Origin of the sequence: Mammaliicoccus sp. L-M44, assembly GCF_022386355.1 — a bacterium.
GTDB lineage: Bacteria > Bacillota > Bacilli > Staphylococcales > Staphylococcaceae > Mammaliicoccus > Mammaliicoccus sciuri_A.
This window is the reverse complement of sequence record NZ_JAJNIU010000002.1, coordinates 129,011-147,220: the sequence shown is the minus strand read 5'-3', so window position 1 is coordinate 147,220 and position 18,210 is coordinate 129,011. Positions and strand designations below refer to the sequence as shown.

Below are 18,210 nucleotides of genomic sequence, written 5' to 3'. Positions count from 1 at the left end.
GATAGTATGATACCTTCACAGAGCAGTCACCTTATGATCAAAGAATTACAATTAAATAAAGAAAGTCAGTATCAGTTATTTGAATTAATATTAACTTTAAAAAGATTAAGAGGAAATATCGTGTTTTTTAATGACAATATTCTAGTTACGCATTATTTAAATGAATATCAGCTATTAATCTTTCCAAATAATAAACTATTTAATAAGCTGCATCAAAAACTAAATATTACTGGATTGAACATTGAGGATATTGAGTATAGAATTCACGATATTCGTATTAAACGTAATAAGCCAATTAATCAGCAATTTAATGAGGAAACTGGTAATAAGATAAATACAATAAATTTTGATAAAGAATCAAGAAAATTAGTAATAGATTATGATTCTTCAGCTGATGTCATTAAGCATATCTATATAAAACAAAAAATAAAATAAGGTGGTATTGAGCTATGACTGAATATAAGAACGAATTATTGAAATTAAATTATTTAAATTTTCAAGTGAAGAAAATACTAAAGAAAAATTGCGCATTAAATATTTATCATTTAAAGATTTTGAAATTTATTAATGATAATCAAAAGAGAAGAAAATATACAGCTTTAGATTTTAAAGAAGTACTTCGTATTAATCAAACGATGTTAACACATGTCATATCCTATTTACATGATTTGAATTATTATAAAAAAGAACGATTAAAGCAAGATGAGAGAAAAATTATTATAATAGTAGAAACTCGTCACAAAACGAAAATATCTCAATTAATTAATCAAATAGAAATAGATTTTCAGCATAATTTAAATGAGATTTCTACAGATTTAAATACGGACTATTTCGTTGATTATGCGATAGAAATTAATCGTGTGATGAGTGATATACATTTTAATATCAATCATCAATATAAAATGAATATCGATCAATTTATGATTTTATTATTTATAGAGATGTCTCATAACGGGTGTCGAACACTAGAAGATATTAAAGATCAGTTTGGATGGGATTTAGTAAAAATCAATAAATCCATAAAAGTACTTGTAAAATTAAACTATCTTGATAAAGAAAGGTCTAAAACTGATGAAAGAATTGCATTAGTTTCCATTAAGAAGGATAAAGAAAAGTTAATTAAATTAATGATAGAAAATGTACTGAAATTACAAAATGTTAAAGATGGTGAACAAAATTTAGCTATGGTAGAATGAGCATAATAACAGCTCATTCAGGAGGTTAATATGTCACATTATCATTTCAAAGAAAACTTTTTCGGTGCATCAACAAAACCAATAGAAGTCTATGATGAACACAATAATCCTGCATTTATTCTAAGCTTATATTATACATCCACTAGACAAGAAACATTTGCGTTATTAGGGAGAAAGAAACATAATTTTATGATTGAATTTGAAGGTGGCACTTTTAAAGTGTTACAAGAAAGATCGATAGAAGGAAAGTTAAAGACACCTTTTAAAACTGTTTGGGAAGTATTTAAGAACGATACTAAAATAGGTACATTCGAAACAAAAATTGGATTTAAACCGAGAATAATATTTAATGGTGAGAAAAACGATACTTTATTGTTTGAATCAGGGTTTATATCTAGATCTGTAAAAGTCACAGATGAAGCAAATAATTTAGTCATGGAGACTAAGTCTGAAAGATTTAAAATTGCATCCAATCATAATATTGATATTGTTAATTCAAAATATCATCCTGCAATGTTAATCATGCTATTCCAAGTATTTTTTGAGTATCAGGAATATCAAAGAAGTAAATCTAATTAATTGATAAATGAAGGGGATCGTTTACGTTGTTTAAATTTTTTAAGAAAGAACAACTGAGTCAAAATATCACGCATGAAATATCTGAAGTGAAAGGCATGACCATTGTTGATGCGTATTATATACAAGATGATCAAGTTGAATTATATAAACAAGACCGTGAAAGATATAGTGATGCATTAATTTATATTTTAAGTCAATATTTTTCAGACGTCGATAGAATGTTTGAAGGTAGTGATGATGGTGAAGCAATTGTTGCATTTCAAAATGGAGAACCTAAAAAGTGTATTTATTTAAATCCAGAAACAATCGATCAGTTAAGGATTTATGAACAAGAGATGCCTTTAAAACAGTCTATTATCAAGTTATGCAATTTAGAACATAATCATTAAAAAGAAAAATAGCACATAAACTTCTGCAGAAGTTTATGTGCTATTTTTTATTTTGATTAATATTATTGACAAATGGAGAATTAGTACTATAATTATATCTAGTATAATAATTATATCGAGGTGAGAGCATGAAATTTGAATTAGGATTATCATCATTTGCTGAAATCTCTCCAATTAATGGTGTGGACAAACCTTTCCCTGCACACGAAAGAATTAATCAAATTGTTGAAGAAATTAAGCTAGCTGATCAAGTAGGATTAGATGTTTATGGATTAGGGGAGCATCATAGAGAAGATTATGCAGTATCAGATCCAGTTACAGTGTTAGCAGCTGCGGCTAGTCAAACTAAAAATATTAGATTGTCATCAGCTGTAACAGTATTATCATCTGACGATCCTGTTAGGGTCTATCAAAGATTCGCTACATTAGATGCGATTAGTAATGGTAGAGCAGAAATTATGGCAGGTAGAGGTTCATTTATTGAGTCATTTCCACTCTTCGGATACGACTTAAAAGATTACGATTTACTATATAAAGAAAAATTAGATTTATTAATGCAAATTAATGAAAATGAAACCGTAACTTGGCAAGGACAAACAAGAGCGGCAATTGATCATTTAAAAGTATTTCCAAGAGCAGTTCAAGATAAATTGCCTATTTGGTTAGCAACTGGAGGAAATCCAGAATCTTCTATGAGAGCAGGAAAATTGGGATTACCTATCACTTATGCTATTATAGGAGGGGCGCCAAGTCGTTTTAAACGTAATGTGGCAATGTACAAAGCTGTTGCTGAATCAAATGGTTTTGATACATCTAAATTACCTGTAGCGACACACTCATGGGGTTACATTGCTGAAACTGATGAAAAAGCTATGGAAGAATATTATCCATCAAGTGCATATGTTATAAATCAATTAGGCCGAGAACGTGGATGGCCACCATATTCAATGGGAAAATTCGAACAAGAAATTGTTCATGGTGCATTGTTTGTTGGAAGTCCTGAAACAGTTGCAGCTAAAATTATTAAACTGCATGAAGATTTAGGTATTAATCGATTTATGTTACATTTACCAGTAGGCTCTATGCCGCATGAAAAAGTATTAAAATCTATTCAACTATTAGGTGAACAAGTTAAACCGATTGTAGATGAATATATGAAAAATAAGGAGGAAATTAAGTAATGTTAAGATATTTATTAAATGTATATGTAGGTAAACAAATTTTTGATTCAAGTCAACCAAAAGTGAAAGATGACGACGGTATGGCTCAACAATTCGAAGAAGGATTCGGCCTTTCAAGAAATGCTATGAAATTAGCTGGTGGACTTGAACTAGTAGGTTCAATCTTCTTATTCTTAAGTGCTTGCAACAAATCTTTATCAAGATTAGGTTCAGTACTTGTAGGTTCTGTTATGACAGTTGCAGCATATAAACACTATGAAGCTGGACATGGCTTTAAAGGTGCTAAACATGCTTTAACACTTTTAGGTTTATCTGCATTAAGTTTCGTTGATACATTAGGTAAGAAAAAATAATATACAATCTTTAAATCTGGTACATTTTGATGTGCCAGATTTTTTTGTTTATTTCAAAATGATGTAAATACAAAAGAAAAATCATAATCTTTAATATTATATATTATTCAATTTATGACAGGAATTCTTTATATTTAAAAAGTAATAAACTTTTAAAAATTCTTAAATACAAACTATGTACATGGGTGATTTTTTTGTAAATTGAACGCTGTAGAGATTGATATAAAAGGGTTTATATGAAAAACAAAAATGTTGAAAAGTCAATATTTGAAAATTTATTAAATGTTTTTAAAAGTCATTATAAAATAATAAATATTATTAAATCATTGTGTTGAAAGGGAAAATGCTATAGATACTAAAGATTGCACAATATACCAATTCAACAATTTATTAAATTATTTTGAGGAGTTGATTTGCAATGGAATCAGTATCGGTACCAATCAGAAATATCGTTGAATTAGTTGTTACAACTAAGAAGTCTAAAGATTATGTCGCAAATATCAAAAGTCAATTTGCACTCTCGTTCGAAGAAATATATATTTTAGTTTATATATAGAGGCGAGAAAGATTGTTACAACGTTAAAGATATCATTAAACAATCTAAATTTAAGCCGTACTATATTTCAAAAGCCGTACAAAACTTAAAAGAAAAAGGGCTTATTTCTAAGAAAAGAAATGATCAGGATGAGAGAACTGTCGCTATTCAAGTATCTAAAATTCAACATAAAAAGATAAAAAAATTATTAATGGAAATTGAAGCTGAAATACTATAATAATATCGAGAAGCGGGATAAAGAAATCTTTTTAGTAAAAGATGCTCTGTCCCGCTTTCTTATACTATGTAGTTAAATGTTAAATGATATATTATATGTATAAACAAATGTATTTATTTAAGAAGATATCGTAAAAGGAGAACCTTTATGGGCATAATTTTAAATGTTAAACCGAAAAGTCAATTATTTCCTATACCAATGGTTATGGGGTGTGAAGGTACGGCAAGTTCGATGATGCTTAATTACTATAATAAAGATATTAATGCAACGACTATTATGAGAAAGTGGCCAACACATTCAGATAACCCAGAAAAGGGATATGTAGGCAATCATTTTCTAATCAAATTTGGCCATCATCAAACTATTTTTCCGAATGTACTTGCAGAATTTCTAAATAGATATGATTCAGAAATTATTGATGGTACGGGTACTGAACTTGAAGATCTAGAGAAGATAATTGATAAAAGTCATCCGGTTGTAATATATCATACGACATTAGGAGCTAAACCGATTCGCAAAATTTTTAAAATCGGTGATAAAGGTAAATCCTATGTTACTAATATCCATGTAACTTTATTAATTGGATATGATGATGAGTATTACTATTATATAGATCCTTTATGGAAGCAAATATTGGGGTATGCATATATACCAGCATTATGGCCATCCAAATATCAAATTATCAAAATGAAAAAAAATAAAATGAATATGAGTTATAATACGCCAGGAAAAATGTGTATTTACAAAAAAATATAATTATTTTTAAAATATTATGTCATAATGTTGTAACATTTGTTATGATATGGTTATAAATTTTAAAAAGAGGTGTTTAAATGTCTACTAAATTAAAGTTACTAATTATAGGAATTGTAGTAGCCTTTCTTGCAATAGTAGGAATTGGTGGCGCAGCAACATATTATTTTCTAACAAATACGCCAAAGAATACATATTTATTAAGTGAACAAGAATCAGCAAAATCTTGGAAAGAATACTTTAACGACAGATTTGAAAACGAAACTGAATTCCAAGATAAAATGAAAGATGAATCTTATAAAACATCATTCAAATTTGGAGCAGAAGTATCAGATTCATTAGTTTCTCAATTAGGCATACCAAAGTCAGTTATCGACTCAACGAATATTGTCTTTAATGTTGGGCATGATCCTAAAGCGAAAAACTCTAAATTAGGTATTGAACCTACAATTGCAGACAACAAGATTGGTAACTTCCAATGGAGTGCAGACAAAAATAATCAATATTTAGAAACACCATTATTTAAAGACATATATAAAGTAAAAAATAATGAAATTAAAAAAGGAATCGAAAAAGCTACTGGTGAATCATTAGATTCAACAGATGGACAAGAAATCACAAATGATTCTTTAAATTTAAATACGATCTTATCAAGCTCTCAAATCTCTCAAGATCAAATCGACAAAATCTCAAAAAGATATAGTGACTTATTTGTTGATCAATTAGATGATGATAACTTTGAAAAAGACAAAGAAAAAGTTAAGATTTTTGATGATGAAAAAGAATTGAAAAAAGTAACAATGAACTTAAGTGAAAAAGATACTAAGAAAATCGTTGTAGCAATTCTTGAAGAAGCTAAAAAAGATGAAGATATTAAAAACATTGTAGAAAAACAAGGTAATGTAAAAGAGTACGATAAAGAAATTAAAGATTTATTGAAAAAAGCTAAAGATGAAGATGTAAAGAATTATCCTAAAGTGAAATCTATCATTTACGTAGACGGTAAAGAAATCTTGAAACGTGACTTAACAATTACAAATAAAGATAATGAAAAAGTTAGAATACAAGGTACAAATGTGATCGATGATGGCGTTCAATTAGATTATAAAGTATCAGCACCAGGTGAAGACGGTGGACTTACACTTAAAGGTAAATCAACTGGTAAAGATGAAATTAGCGATAAGTATGATTTAGAAATCAATGAAAATTCATACTCTACAACAACATTAAAATTAGATAATAAATCTAAAGTTGATGGAGACAAACGTACAGATAAAGGTAAAGTGACGATTGCACCATCTAGCGGTCAAAGCTTCGATTTAAATTACGACCATAATTTAACAACAGACACTAAAAACAATCAACAAAAACAAAAATTAAATGTTGATTTCGATGTGAATGGTGAAAATATTAAATTAATTATGGATGGTAAAACTGAACTGAAAAAAGACATTAAATTCAAGAAAGATGGCGCGATTGACTTTAATACATTATCAGATTCAGAAGTTGATGATTTAACAAAAGAAATAGAAGATAAGCTACAAGATTTAGGAGAAGATCTTGCAAAAGATATTCAATAATTAGAGAGGAGTGGTTATATGTCGACAATAAAATTGTTCAACATATACCACTCTTTTTTAATTAAAAAGTGGTATTTGATTGCATATATTTTATTATTATTTTTAGCTGTGTTGGCCGTTATGATTGGGGTTAACCAAGTAAACGAAAAAGATCAGGCGTTTACGATTGGAATCGTAGATAAAGACCAATCTAAAGAAACAAAGTTAATTTTAAATGCGATAGGCGATGGGCAATCACTCGGAAATGATTTGTCTATTAAACATTATAATGAAGAGAAAGCACGACAACTATTATCAAAAAAGAAAATAGATGGCTACTTTGTCTTTAAAGATGGCATGACAAAAGCATTTTATAAAAATGGTGAGTTACCAATAGTTGTGAATACAAATGATAAACAATCAGTTGAAAGTATTATTATTTTACAGCTAACAGATTCGGTCTATAGCCGTTTAATGTTGTCGATGGGGGGGGCTATGTCATATACATCTCTTTATCCTAGTGCATCCGAAAATGAATTGTTAACGATGATGACGGATATGTTATTTACTGGGTTAAATAGAAGCGGATCCTTTAATGATGAGCCTATCAAAGTATTTGATACGTTCGGCTATTACACAATTTCAATTTATTTTGTATCTATCTTTTTCTTTTTCTTTTCAATTTTTAGCATTTTAAAAATGAATCAAAAAGATGCATTAAAAGAACGATTAAGTATGTATCATTTCTCTTATGAAAAGTTAACAATTGTAAGAGGTGTGTTTAGTCTTTTCTATACAACGCTTTGGAGCATACTTGGTTTATGGGTCATCATACATTTTCTTAAACCAGAATTCGAAATGTATAATATTTGGCAAATTAGCTTAGATATTGCTTATTATTTAGTCATGATATTTTTAGTTTTTCTCTTTATTGATATTGCGTTTAGAAATATATTAAATTATTTGTTCAAAGTTTTATTAACGTTAGTAATATTATTGTTATCTGGTACTGTGATTCCAATCATTTATTTGAAAAGTTTGAGTGCAGGAATGATTGAGGCATTACCGTTTTCAATTGTTTTTAATCAACTAGTAGAATTGCTTTTAAATAATTACATCATTGACACGCATCCAATGTATTATTGGCATTTAGGTATAATGTTTGTATTAGTGATCTCTGCTTTGTATTGGAGGTATCGCCGATGAAATCAATCTTTCATTTAGTTGTTAAAAAGCAATGGAAACAATATGTAACTTTAGTGGCATTGCTGTTAATAACAATATTGATCATTGTAGGTGTTCAAGCATCTAGCAATCAATTATTTAAAATGCCAATAGCTGTTCAAGATTTGGATGAATCTCAATCTTCAAAAGAGCTAGTGCACACTTTAGAGCAAACAAAATATTTAGAAGTTATACATTTATCAAAGAATGAGGCATATATTGATGATGTCATTCAAAAAAAGCAAGCAATCGTAAGCTTACAAATACCTGATGATTTTAGTGAACGGTTAAAAGAAAATCGTTTGCGTGATAGCATTCCGTTATATTACAAAGATGATTTCATTGGAGAAATTGCTTTAGAAGTGACGAGTAAAGCTTTATACAAACAACAAATACCCGTCATTATTGAAGATCATTTAAAGAAATCTAAACAAGATGTATCGATGCAAAAAATTAAAAAAGCGTATATTAAAAATACACCTCACTCTAAAATGGAACACCATGCAGTTCAAAAACATTCAGATGTTTCGATTGGTGCAGCAGTATATGTTGCATTACTATTAATTGTAAGTTGTAGTCAAATTGTATTGCATCAACGACTGAAACAAAATGCTGCACTAGAGCGACTCATGATGTTTAGTGGAACCAAATTAAAATTATATACGTATTATATATTGAGTCATGTCATATTATTATTCGCGATTGTAGTTATCACGAGCTTACTATTATCATGGTCATTAAGCATCGTATTTTATTTAGTCTTATTGATGACATTGATTATATATGAAAGTGTCTTAAGCATATTCTTATTTAAAATAAATACGCTTAGTCATAAATTATTTATGTCTATCATATGGTCTATCGCAATAAGTTGTCTTTATTTGTTTTTTCAAGTTTAGGAGGTGTATACATGATTACAATAGAGCATTTATCAAAGAAGTATAAAGATAAAAAAATTTTCCATGACTTTAATACAACATTTAAAGATAAAACACTTACTGTATTATTAGGGGAAAATGGTGCAGGTAAGTCGACATTACTAAGAATGATTACAGCATTAGAAAATCCAGATAGCGGGGATATCCGTTATTTTGGAAAAAAGTTAAACAATAAAAAAATCAAAGAAATCATAGGTTATATACCTCAAGACATTGCATTATTTGAACATATGACAGTAAATGAAAATATAGAATTTTTTAAAGCATTAAATAAACAACCTATATCTTCAGAACTAATAGAAGATTATTGTAATCAGTTAAATTTATATGAAAGAAAAGCAAAAATCTCTTCTCTTTCTGGTGGTACAAAACGTAAAGTTAATTTATTAATCGGACTGCTCGGAAATCCAAGTATATTAATTTTAGATGAACCAACAGTAGGCATTGATTTGAAATCCAGATTTGATATTCATAAATTGTTAAACCATTTAAAAACAACAAGACTCATTATATTAACAACTCACCATTTAGATGAAGTCGAAAGCTTAGCAGATGAAATTAAGTTAATCGGTAAAGATCCATTCTATAGAAATATCTTAACCGATAAATCTTGGACATTTGAAGACAGTCTTGTATTGTGAAGAAGCCAACCGTAATTCAAAAAATCATCATAATTTAAAACATACTAAGATTATTGTAACAATGATCTTAGTATGTTTTTTCGATTATATTTATCTGAAATTTTAGAATAAGAAAAACGTATTGCAAAACATATTTTTAAAGTGTATTCTTATTTAATGTATCGGAATTAAATGTTTTTGGGAGGTCCTTTAATGGAAACACTTTGGGTAGTCATTAATATTATTGTTTTCTTATTATTTATTGGTTTATTAGGTTATTTAAATAAGAAACATGTAAAGTTCTCTAAACGTGTTCTTATTGGTTTAGGAATAGGGATTGTGTTTGGTTTAGCTTTACATCTTATTTACGGTGTAGATTCTAAAGTAACAGAGTCGACAGCTTCATGGTTTGATATTGTAGGTACTGGTTATGTAAAACTATTACAAATGATCGTTATGCCACTTATCTTTATATCAATTGTTTCAGCATTTACTAAAATAACAATTGGTCAAAACTTTGCTAAAGCTGGTGCTTGGATATTTACATTCTTATTAGGAACGGTTGCTGTTGCAGCTTTAGTTGGTATTATTTATGCGATGCTATTCAATTTAGATGCATCACAAATAGATTTAGGTAGTGTGGAAAATAGTCGTGGTCAAGAAATAGAACAAACTTCTAAAGATATGGCGGCTAATAATTTACCATCACAAATTCTTGAATTGTTACCTGCAAATCCATTCTTAGATTTCACAGGTGCTAGAGGTACTTCAACAATTGCGATTGTTATATTTGCCGGATTTGTTGGATTTAGTTTCTTACGTGTGATGAGAAAAGAACCAGAAAAAGGTAACTTAATCAAAAGAGGTATTGATGCAATTTATGCCTTAGTTATGGGAATTGTTACTTTTGTATTAAGATTAACACCTTACGGGATTTTAGCGATTATGACTAAAACGGTGATGACAAGTAACTTTGAAGCAGTTTGGACATTAGGTAAGTTTGTTGTCGCATCTTATGCAGCATTAATTACAATGTTCATCATCCATTTAATCTTAGTATCTGTTGTTGGTTTAAACCCAGCTACTTATGTTAAAAAAGCTAGTGAAACGTTACTATTCGCGTTTACGTCTAGATCAAGTGCAGGAACGTTACCTTTAAATGTTCAAACACAAACAACTAGACTAGGTGTTCCAGAAGGTATTGCTAACTTTGCAGGTTCATTTGGTTTATCAATCGGACAAAATGGCTGTGCGGGCATATATCCAGCGATGTTAGCTATGATGATTGCACCAAGTGCAGGTATTGATATTGATTTACCGTTTATCTTATCTGTAATCGGCGTTGTAGTCATCAGTTCATTTGGTGTAGCAGGTGTAGGTGGCGGTGCGACATTTGCCGCTATACTCGTACTTTCAACATTGAATTTACCTATTGCTTTAGCAGGGGTATTAATTTCAGTTGAACCATTAATCGATATGGGTAGAACAGCATTGAATGTTAATGATTCAATGTTAGCAGGTACAGCTACTGCTAAAATTACAGGACAATTGGATGAAGAAAAATACAATGACCAAGACTTCAATGAACTTGGAGAGTCATATTAATTATTAATTTTATACAGGCACATACTGATACCAATCGTGAATTTCAGTATTGCCTGTTTTTTATAAAAACTTATTGGTATGCTCGGATATATATTGAAAGCAAATAAATACAATGATAAAGTGATATTAAGGAGTGTGGACACGATGAGTAGAGATTTATTTATTAAGAATGAATTCCAACAAAAATGGGTTAATAAAATAGAAAATCATAAAGCGTCATTACAAAAACACGCTGAAAAAAATGACTTAAATTCAGAATTTCCATATGAAAATATTAATTGGTTAATAGATGAAGGCTATACGAAAATTGTACTTCCTAAATCATATGGTGGTGAAGATGCAACACCAGAAGATATCATTTTATTCCAAGAAACACTAGGTAGAATTGATGGTGCGACGGCATTAGCCATTGGTTGGCATATGGGTGTAGTTGGTCAAATTTATCAAGAAAAATTATGGACGCAAGATTTATTAGATGAATTTGCTGAAGAAGTATTAAATGGTGCGATTGTTAATAGAGCTGTAAGTGAAGCGGAAACTGGCAGCCCAACTCGAGGCGCACGTCCAAGTACACATGCTGATCGTGATGGAGACCATTACATTATAAATGGTGTTAAGACATTTACAACAATGAGTCAAAGGTTAACGCATTTTCTTGTTGGTGCATATGTACCTGAAAAAGAAGCACTCGGTTTCTTTTTAATACCAAGAGAATCTGAAGGTTTATCAATAGCAGAGAACTGGAATATGGTAGGTATGCGTGCTACTGAAAGTCATGATTTAGTGTTAGATGATGTTAAAGTTCATGAGAAATACTTAGTAGAAGTTGTGAATGGTCCAAGAGGCAATAATATCAATCCATGGAATTTACATATTCCAGCAGTATACTTAGGTATTGGGCAAGCAGCACGAGATTATGCTGTTGATTTTGCGAATGAATATAGTCCAGGAAGTATCGATGGCGTGATTGCTGATATTCCAGCTGTTCAACAAAACATTGGTCAGATGGAATTAGAATTAACGACTGCAAGACATTATATATATAGTGTAATCAATAAATATTTAAATCCTTCTATAACAGATGCAGTTATAGATGTTGAACTAGGTGCAGCTAAACATGTTGTTGTTAATCACTCTATTAAAATTATTGATATAGCAATGAGAATTGTAGGTGCGAAAAGTCTACAAATGGAAAGACCGTTACAACGCTATTATAGAGATATAAGAGCTGGCTTACACAATCCACCGATGGATGATGTAACCATTACAAAATTAGCTAAAAAAGCTAGAGAAGAAAGAAGTAAACATCAATAAAAAGATTGGGATGGGACATAACATCATGTCTCAACCCAATTTTTTTATTATAATTGATCTGTTTGTATGACTTTTTTACGTTTTTTACGTCTTGGTTTCATGCCTACTGACATATATAATACGACAACCAAGATGACAATCATGCCGATAAGTTGCCACAATCCAAATGGTACTTTTAACCATAGAACTGAAGATATAACTGCTGTTACGGGTTCAAGCACACCAAATAATGCAGTTGTTTGAGGGCTAATATATTTCACGCTTTCTAAATACATCCAAAAAGCAAACATCGTTCCGAAAGTGATCACAAAGATGAAATAAATCACACCTTGAACATCTAATAAATGCCAAGGAAATGAGAAGTCTAAGTTGATAATTGAAAGTGCAATACCGCCGATAAACATTGACCAACCGATAACAACAAGAGATGGCCAATTTAAAAATAATTTAACAGCATATACAGTATAAAAAGCAGCTGCACAAGCTGTTAATAATCCCCATACGATAGCATTTGGGGGGACTGATAATGTGGCATAATCACCATTTGTTAGTAATAAGTTCGTTCCAAATAGTGAACACACAATAATGATGATATCTGTTATTCTAAATTTACTTTTTCTAGTGATCAGTAAATAAAGTAATATGACGACTGGTGCTAAAAATTGTAACAAAGTAGCGATGGCAACATTACCTTTATCAATGGTCGCCATAAAAGTGTATTGCACACCTAACATGCCGAATAAAGCATAGATGATCAATTGAAATAATGAATGTTTGACTCTAAATATATTTGTTAAAGGATGTTTCTGAATTAATTTTGCAATGAGCAAAAGAAAAAATCCACTTAATATTAATCTTTCTGCTACAAATAATGAAACGGGTAAATGATATTCTGTAAATAACTTTTCAGTAACCGTTCCACCTAATCCCCAAAAAGTAGCGCCAAGCATCACTAATAAAGTACCTTTTAGTTGTTTGTTTTGCACTTATAAGCCCCTCGATTCTAAAAGATGTTAATTAATTAATTAATTTTAGCATTTGATAAATTATTAAACAATAAGTTGAAATGTTTTACTTGCAATTTTATAATATGCGTTCTTATAATGAACATAATGAGTTAAAAGTGAGGTTTCCGCATGAAATTTGTATTAATATCAGTTGGTATACTTGCTACTATATTAGGATTTGCTGGCGCTGTATTGCCGTTATTACCTACAACACCCTTTATTTTATTAGCAGTATTTTGTTTTGCTAAAAGTTCAGATAAATTCCATAGTTGGTTAGTAAGCACAAAAGTTTATAAAGAATATGTAGAAGATTTTCAAAAATATAGAGGGTACACTTTAAAGAAAAAATTCGAAATGCTTATAAGTGTATATATCGTAGTAGGCTTTTCAATTTGGATGGTTGATCATTTCTATATTCGCATTGGTCTTTGCATCATGTTATTCTTCCAAACTGTTGTATTATTCACTTTTGTTAAAACTTTACCAAGTAAAAATAAATCATAATATTAAAATATCGATAAAATGACGTAACGTCTTTTATCGGTATTTTTTTGTTGTATTTGCATACATCATTATTATTGTAAAATAGAATAAAAAAGTTATATAAATTTAAAAATTCTATTGCTATATACATTGAAGGGTTATATAATAGACAAAGATGAAAATGAGAGTCATTATCAATTGGGAGGATAATTATGAAGAAACTTTTAGTGCTTATTATGGCTTTAGCATTAGTTGTTGCTGCTTGTGTCAATAAATCTGATGAGAAAGAGAGCAACAGTAAAACAAAATCAAGTAAAGATACAGTAAGTTATAAATTAGACGACGGTAAAAAAATAGATATCCCGAAAAACCCTAAACGTATTGTTGTATTAGCACCATCTTACGTTGGTGGCTTATTACACTTAGGTGTTAAACCTGTGGGTGTACCAGCTTCTACAGATCAAACACCAATACTTAAAGATAGAATTAAAGGTATTGAAAAAGTTAGTGAAGACAACGTTGAACAAGTAGCTAAATTAAAACCAGACTTAATCATTACATATAACGCAGATAAAAACTTAAAGAAATATGAGAAAATCGCTCCAACAATTCCTTACGACTATGCAAAACACAATTACTTAGACATGCAAGTAGAATTAGGTAAATTAGTTGGTAAAGAAGATAAAGCAAAAAAATGGGTAGAAAAATGGAAGAAAGAAACTTCTAAAGACGGGAAAGAAATTAGAGATAAAATCGGCGAAGATACTACAGTATCAGTTATTGAAGCATTCCAAAAAGACATCTATACTTACGGTGAAAACTGGGGTAGAGGAACAGAAGTATTATACCAAGCATTCGGTTTAGCAATGCCAGAAAGCATTGAAAAAGATGTTAAAAAAGACGGTTGGAAAAAAATCTCTCAAGAAGAAATTGAAAAATATTCAGGAGATTACTTATTCTTACCAGTAACAAAAGGACAAGCAAAACCAGAATTCACTAAAACTGAATCATGGAAATCAATTCCAGCAGTTAAAAATGACAAAGTCATCGAAATTGATGCACAAACATTCTGGTATAACGATCCATATTCATTAGAAATGCAACGTAAATACTTAAAAGATGAAATTCTTAAAAAAGCTGAATAATCAATAGCAAATGCTATAACACCGATTCTCATTATCAGAATATAAAAAGCAGGGACGTAAGTCTCTGCTTTTTTATTGTCTTAAAAATTTACATATGTTTAAACATATGTTTTAGTGGTGATGTAATATAAGTAAAAATGAGATAACAATAGAAGTAATATAATAGGAGTGGATGATATGAAATACCATTTTTATGCCTTAATAGAAAAAGAAGATAAATTTTACAATGTTTCATTTCCTGATTTGCCTGGAGCTAATACTTTTGGTGAAAATATAGAGGATGCTATTGATATGGCTTCTGATGCTCTAGGAGGTCATTTATTAGTAATGGAGGATGACCATGATTATATTCCTAATCCTACTAACTATCATGATCTTGCAAGAAATTTAAAAAGTCAGCAACAACTTCAGCTAGTTAAAGTAGACACAAATATTGTGAGGTTACGTGAAGAGAATAAGACGGTCAATAAAATGGTAACTCTCCCAAAATATATGGTAGAGTTAGGCAAAAAAAGAAAATTAACTTTAGTCAGACTTTACAACGTGCACTTAGAAAGGAATTAGAATTAGGGGAAGTTCATAAAGAAGATTAACAAAGATTATACATTATGCAACAAAAATAAAAAGCAGGGACGCCGATGTCCCTGCTTTTTATATAGTTCATTATTTTGTTTCTTTCACGTATTGATCGTTAATTGTATGAATGGTTAAGCCTACGATATTCTTGTTGTGTTTCGCGAATGGTAAGCTTGCTAAGTAACCTACAATAAATGCGATAAAGAAACCGATAACGGATACTGTAAATGGTGTGATATCTGTTTTTCCTACAAAGTAAGAAACGATTGCTGCGACGATTAGTCCGATGATAACACCATAAGTATTGGCTTTTTTAGTAAATATACCTACTGCAAACACGCCGGCAATTGGTACACCGAATAGTCCTGTTACAAGTAAGAATAAATCCCATGTTTCGTTTGTTTTTTGATTAATTAAGTATAATGATGCCAACGTACTGAAGACACCTGCAAGAATAATGATGATTCTTGCTAATAATACATCATTTTTCGTGTTATTTGTTTTAGAAAATCTTTGTTTTAAATCGACAACCACACATGCTGAAATTGAGTTCAAGCTTGAAGAAATTGTTGATTGTGCTGCTGCAAATATAGCAGCGATTAATAATCCGCCAACAAATGGTGGAATTTGTGTCAGTATGAAATAAGGTACGATAGCTGAAGTATTAAATCCTTCTGGTAAAGATGTAACATTATTATAGAAGGAATACAACACAGTTCCCATTCCGTAGAAGATAGGGATTGTAATAAATGCTAATAAACCGTTAGTCCATAATGATTTGTTTGTTGATGATATTGAACCAGTTGTTTGATAACGTTGAACGATATCTTGGCTGGCAGTGTATTGATGTAAGTTATTAAAGATAGAACCAATAAATATAATTGGAATTGCAGCGGCAGCAGTACCGAATTTCCAGTTATCCATTTAGACAAACTTTTTATCTTGTACAGCTTCATTTAACACTGTACCGAAGTTCCCATCAATTTGGAAAGCACCTAAGAAGATAACGGCAACAGCACCACCTAATAAGATAATACCTTGAATAACGTCGCTCCAAATAACCCCTTCTATACCGCCCATAAACGTATAGATAACACATAATAATCCAACTAATGCTGCGATTAAATATGGGTTAATATCTGAAACGGAAGTGATTGCTAATGTTGGTAAATAAATAACAATCGCGACACGACCAATATGGAATAATGTAAATGCTAGAGATCCAATAACACGCATTGTGATACCAAATCGTTCTTCCAAATATTCATAAGCAGTTGTTACATCAAGCTTTCTGAAGAATGGAATATAGAAATAAATCAGTAATGGAATAATCGCGATATTTCCTGCTGCATAAGACCAGTCTGTATTAAATGCTCTTTCTGGTGTTCCCATATAAGTAATCGCACTTAAAGTTGTCGCATAGATTGAGAATCCAACCGCCCATGCAGGGACTCTACCTTTTGCTTTGAAGAACGCGTCTGTATCTTGACCAGCTCTTTTTGTAAAATATACACCTACTAATAACGTTGCAATTAAATATAAAATTAATGCAATCCAGTTTCCTGTACCAAATCCTACTTCATTCATAATATGACATCCCCTTTGTACATCAAATAATTATAAATTGTATTTAGAAACAAGTTCTTTAACTTTTTGGAGTGATGCTTCATCTAATGGCGCGAGTGGTCGTTTAGTTGTACCACCCTCAATACCATTTTCATTTAGTACAGCTTTCAAAGTAGGGTAAATACCTAAAGCTAATACTTGCTCAATAATATCGTTTGTTTCATGTTGAATTTCATATGCTTGTTCAATATTGCCTTCTTTAGCTAAATTAAAGATTTGTCTAGCGCGTTGTCCATTGATGTTATAAGTTGAACCAATCGCACCATCTACACCTGACACAGCAGCTTGAATAAGCATTTCATCAAAGCCAGAAAGTATTAATTTGTCTGGGAATGCTTTTCTAATTCTTTCTAATAAGTAGAAGTCAGCAGCAGTATATTTAATACCGATGATTTTTTCATTTTCGAAAAGTTCTTCAAATTGTTGTATAGATAAGTTAACACCAGTTAATGCTGGAATTGAATAAATGATCATTTCATTTCCAGTAGCTTCAATGATGGCATTGTAGTAATACTTAATCTCTTCGAATTTGAATGGGTAATAAAATGGTGTTACAGCTGATAACGCGTCATAACCTAATTCTGTAGCAAATTTACCTAATTCAATTGATTCGTTTAAATCTAATGCACCAACTTGTGCGATTAATTTAGCGTCTGATCCTACTTCGTCTTTAACAATTTCAAAGACTTTCTTCTTCTGTTCAGTATTCATTAAGAAATTTTCACCAGAACTACCATTTACATATAAACCATCTACTTGTTGTTTATCGATATTTTGGCGAATGATTTGTCTTAAACCTGATTCTAAAATATTGCCTTCCTCATCAAATGGTACGAGTAATGCAGAATATAATCCTTTCATTTAAAAAACTCCTTTATATTTATTAATT

General features: G+C 30.4%; 20 protein-coding genes and 1 pseudogene. 18 read left to right on the top strand and 3 right to left on the bottom strand.

Annotated elements, in window-relative coordinates:
• Positions 1-33: 33 nt before the first annotated feature.
• From LQ611_RS01860 to LQ611_RS01790, 15 genes are all read left to right on the top strand, one after another.
• The gene (locus LQ611_RS01860; RefSeq protein ID WP_107590389.1) at positions 34-435 is read left to right on the top strand and encodes a hypothetical protein; all 402 of its coding nucleotides are present in this window, start codon (positions 34-36) and stop codon (positions 433-435) included.
• Positions 436-449: 14 nt separating this feature from the next.
• Positions 450-1,196 (top strand): transcriptional regulator, SarA/Rot family, encoded by a 747-nt coding sequence (locus LQ611_RS01855; RefSeq protein ID WP_103362002.1) that lies wholly within the window; start codon positions 450-452, stop codon positions 1,194-1,196.
• Between the two features lie 30 nt (positions 1,197-1,226).
• The gene (locus LQ611_RS01850; RefSeq protein WP_103362003.1) at positions 1,227-1,775 is read left to right on the top strand and encodes a tubby C-terminal domain-like protein; all 549 of its coding nucleotides are present in this window, start codon (positions 1,227-1,229) and stop codon (positions 1,773-1,775) included.
• A gap of 26 nt (positions 1,776-1,801) precedes the next feature.
• The gene (locus LQ611_RS01845; RefSeq protein WP_103362004.1) at positions 1,802-2,164 is read left to right on the top strand and encodes a hypothetical protein; all 363 of its coding nucleotides are present in this window, start codon (positions 1,802-1,804) and stop codon (positions 2,162-2,164) included.
• Between the two features lie 128 nt (positions 2,165-2,292).
• Positions 2,293-3,345, top strand: a complete 1,053-nt coding sequence (locus tag LQ611_RS01840) for an LLM class flavin-dependent oxidoreductase (RefSeq protein WP_107596667.1) — start codon at positions 2,293-2,295, stop codon at positions 3,343-3,345.
• Positions 3,345-3,698 carry a DoxX family protein gene (locus LQ611_RS01835; protein ID WP_025906850.1) on the top strand — a complete coding sequence of 118 codons (354 nt, stop codon included), beginning with the start codon at positions 3,345-3,347 and terminating at the stop codon, positions 3,696-3,698. Before LQ611_RS01840 ends, LQ611_RS01835 begins: the two co-directional genes overlap by 1 nt.
• A 418-nt stretch (positions 3,699-4,116) precedes the next feature.
• The gene (locus LQ611_RS01830; protein WP_232151781.1) at positions 4,117-4,254 is read left to right on the top strand and encodes a hypothetical protein; all 138 of its coding nucleotides are present in this window, start codon (positions 4,117-4,119) and stop codon (positions 4,252-4,254) included.
• A complete protein-coding gene (locus tag LQ611_RS01825; protein ID WP_311405042.1) occupies positions 4,247-4,471 on the top strand; it encodes a transcriptional regulator, SarA/Rot family in 225 nt (74 codons plus the stop codon). The genes LQ611_RS01830 and LQ611_RS01825 overlap by 8 nt, the downstream gene beginning before the upstream one ends.
• A gap of 147 nt (positions 4,472-4,618) precedes the next feature.
• Positions 4,619-5,227 (top strand): C39 family peptidase, encoded by a 609-nt coding sequence (locus LQ611_RS01820; protein ID WP_204172229.1) that lies wholly within the window; start codon positions 4,619-4,621, stop codon positions 5,225-5,227.
• Positions 5,228-5,304: 77 nt separating this feature from the next.
• Positions 5,305-6,804, top strand: coding sequence for a DUF6583 family protein (locus LQ611_RS01815; RefSeq protein ID WP_198052276.1), 1,500 nt, complete (start codon positions 5,305-5,307; stop codon positions 6,802-6,804).
• An 18-nt stretch (positions 6,805-6,822) separates the two neighbouring features.
• Entirely contained in the window at positions 6,823-7,989 is a 1,167-nt protein-coding gene (locus tag LQ611_RS01810; protein WP_204172230.1) for an ABC transporter permease, read from the top strand.
• The gene (locus tag LQ611_RS01805; RefSeq protein ID WP_103362008.1) at positions 7,986-8,906 is read left to right on the top strand and encodes an ABC transporter permease; all 921 of its coding nucleotides are present in this window, start codon (positions 7,986-7,988) and stop codon (positions 8,904-8,906) included. The genes LQ611_RS01810 and LQ611_RS01805 overlap by 4 nt, the downstream gene beginning before the upstream one ends.
• Before the next feature lie 11 nt (positions 8,907-8,917).
• Entirely contained in the window at positions 8,918-9,586 is a 669-nt protein-coding gene (locus LQ611_RS01800) for an ABC transporter ATP-binding protein (RefSeq protein ID WP_103362009.1), read from the top strand.
• A 192-nt stretch (positions 9,587-9,778) separates the two neighbouring features.
• On the top strand, positions 9,779-11,170 hold the full coding sequence (locus LQ611_RS01795) for an L-cystine transporter (protein WP_107565179.1): 1,392 nt from the start codon (positions 9,779-9,781) through the stop codon (positions 11,168-11,170).
• A 144-nt stretch (positions 11,171-11,314) separates the two neighbouring features.
• The gene (locus LQ611_RS01790) at positions 11,315-12,484 is read left to right on the top strand and encodes an acyl-CoA dehydrogenase family protein (RefSeq protein WP_103362011.1); all 1,170 of its coding nucleotides are present in this window, start codon (positions 11,315-11,317) and stop codon (positions 12,482-12,484) included.
• A 47-nt stretch (positions 12,485-12,531) separates the two neighbouring features.
• Here the strand turns inward: LQ611_RS01790 and LQ611_RS01785 are convergent, their stop codons facing one another.
• On the bottom strand, positions 12,532-13,470 hold the full coding sequence (locus LQ611_RS01785) for an EamA family transporter (protein ID WP_103362012.1): 939 nt from the start codon (positions 13,468-13,470) through the stop codon (positions 12,532-12,534).
• 150 nt (positions 13,471-13,620) lie between these two features.
• Here LQ611_RS01785 and LQ611_RS01780 point away from each other — a divergent pair, with 150 nt between their 5' ends.
• From LQ611_RS01780 to LQ611_RS01770, 3 genes are all read left to right on the top strand, one after another.
• On the top strand, positions 13,621-13,995 hold the full coding sequence (locus LQ611_RS01780) for a YbaN family protein (RefSeq protein ID WP_107565180.1): 375 nt from the start codon (positions 13,621-13,623) through the stop codon (positions 13,993-13,995).
• 191 nt (positions 13,996-14,186) lie between these two features.
• On the top strand, positions 14,187-15,119 hold the full coding sequence (locus LQ611_RS01775; protein WP_103361111.1) for an ABC transporter substrate-binding protein: 933 nt from the start codon (positions 14,187-14,189) through the stop codon (positions 15,117-15,119).
• 177 nt (positions 15,120-15,296) lie between these two features.
• On the top strand, positions 15,297-15,683 hold the full coding sequence (locus tag LQ611_RS01770) for a type II toxin-antitoxin system HicB family antitoxin (RefSeq protein WP_232339604.1): 387 nt from the start codon (positions 15,297-15,299) through the stop codon (positions 15,681-15,683).
• 99 nt (positions 15,684-15,782) lie between these two features.
• Here the strand turns inward: LQ611_RS01770 and LQ611_RS01765 are convergent.
• Both LQ611_RS01765 and LQ611_RS01760 read right to left on the bottom strand, forming a co-directional pair.
• Positions 15,783-17,282 (bottom strand): annotated as a pseudogene (locus tag LQ611_RS01765) (sodium:solute symporter family protein).
• 30 nt (positions 17,283-17,312) lie between these two features.
• Entirely contained in the window at positions 17,313-18,182 is an 870-nt protein-coding gene (locus LQ611_RS01760) for an N-acetylneuraminate lyase (protein WP_107596420.1), read from the bottom strand.
• Positions 18,183-18,210 lie beyond the last annotated feature (28 nt).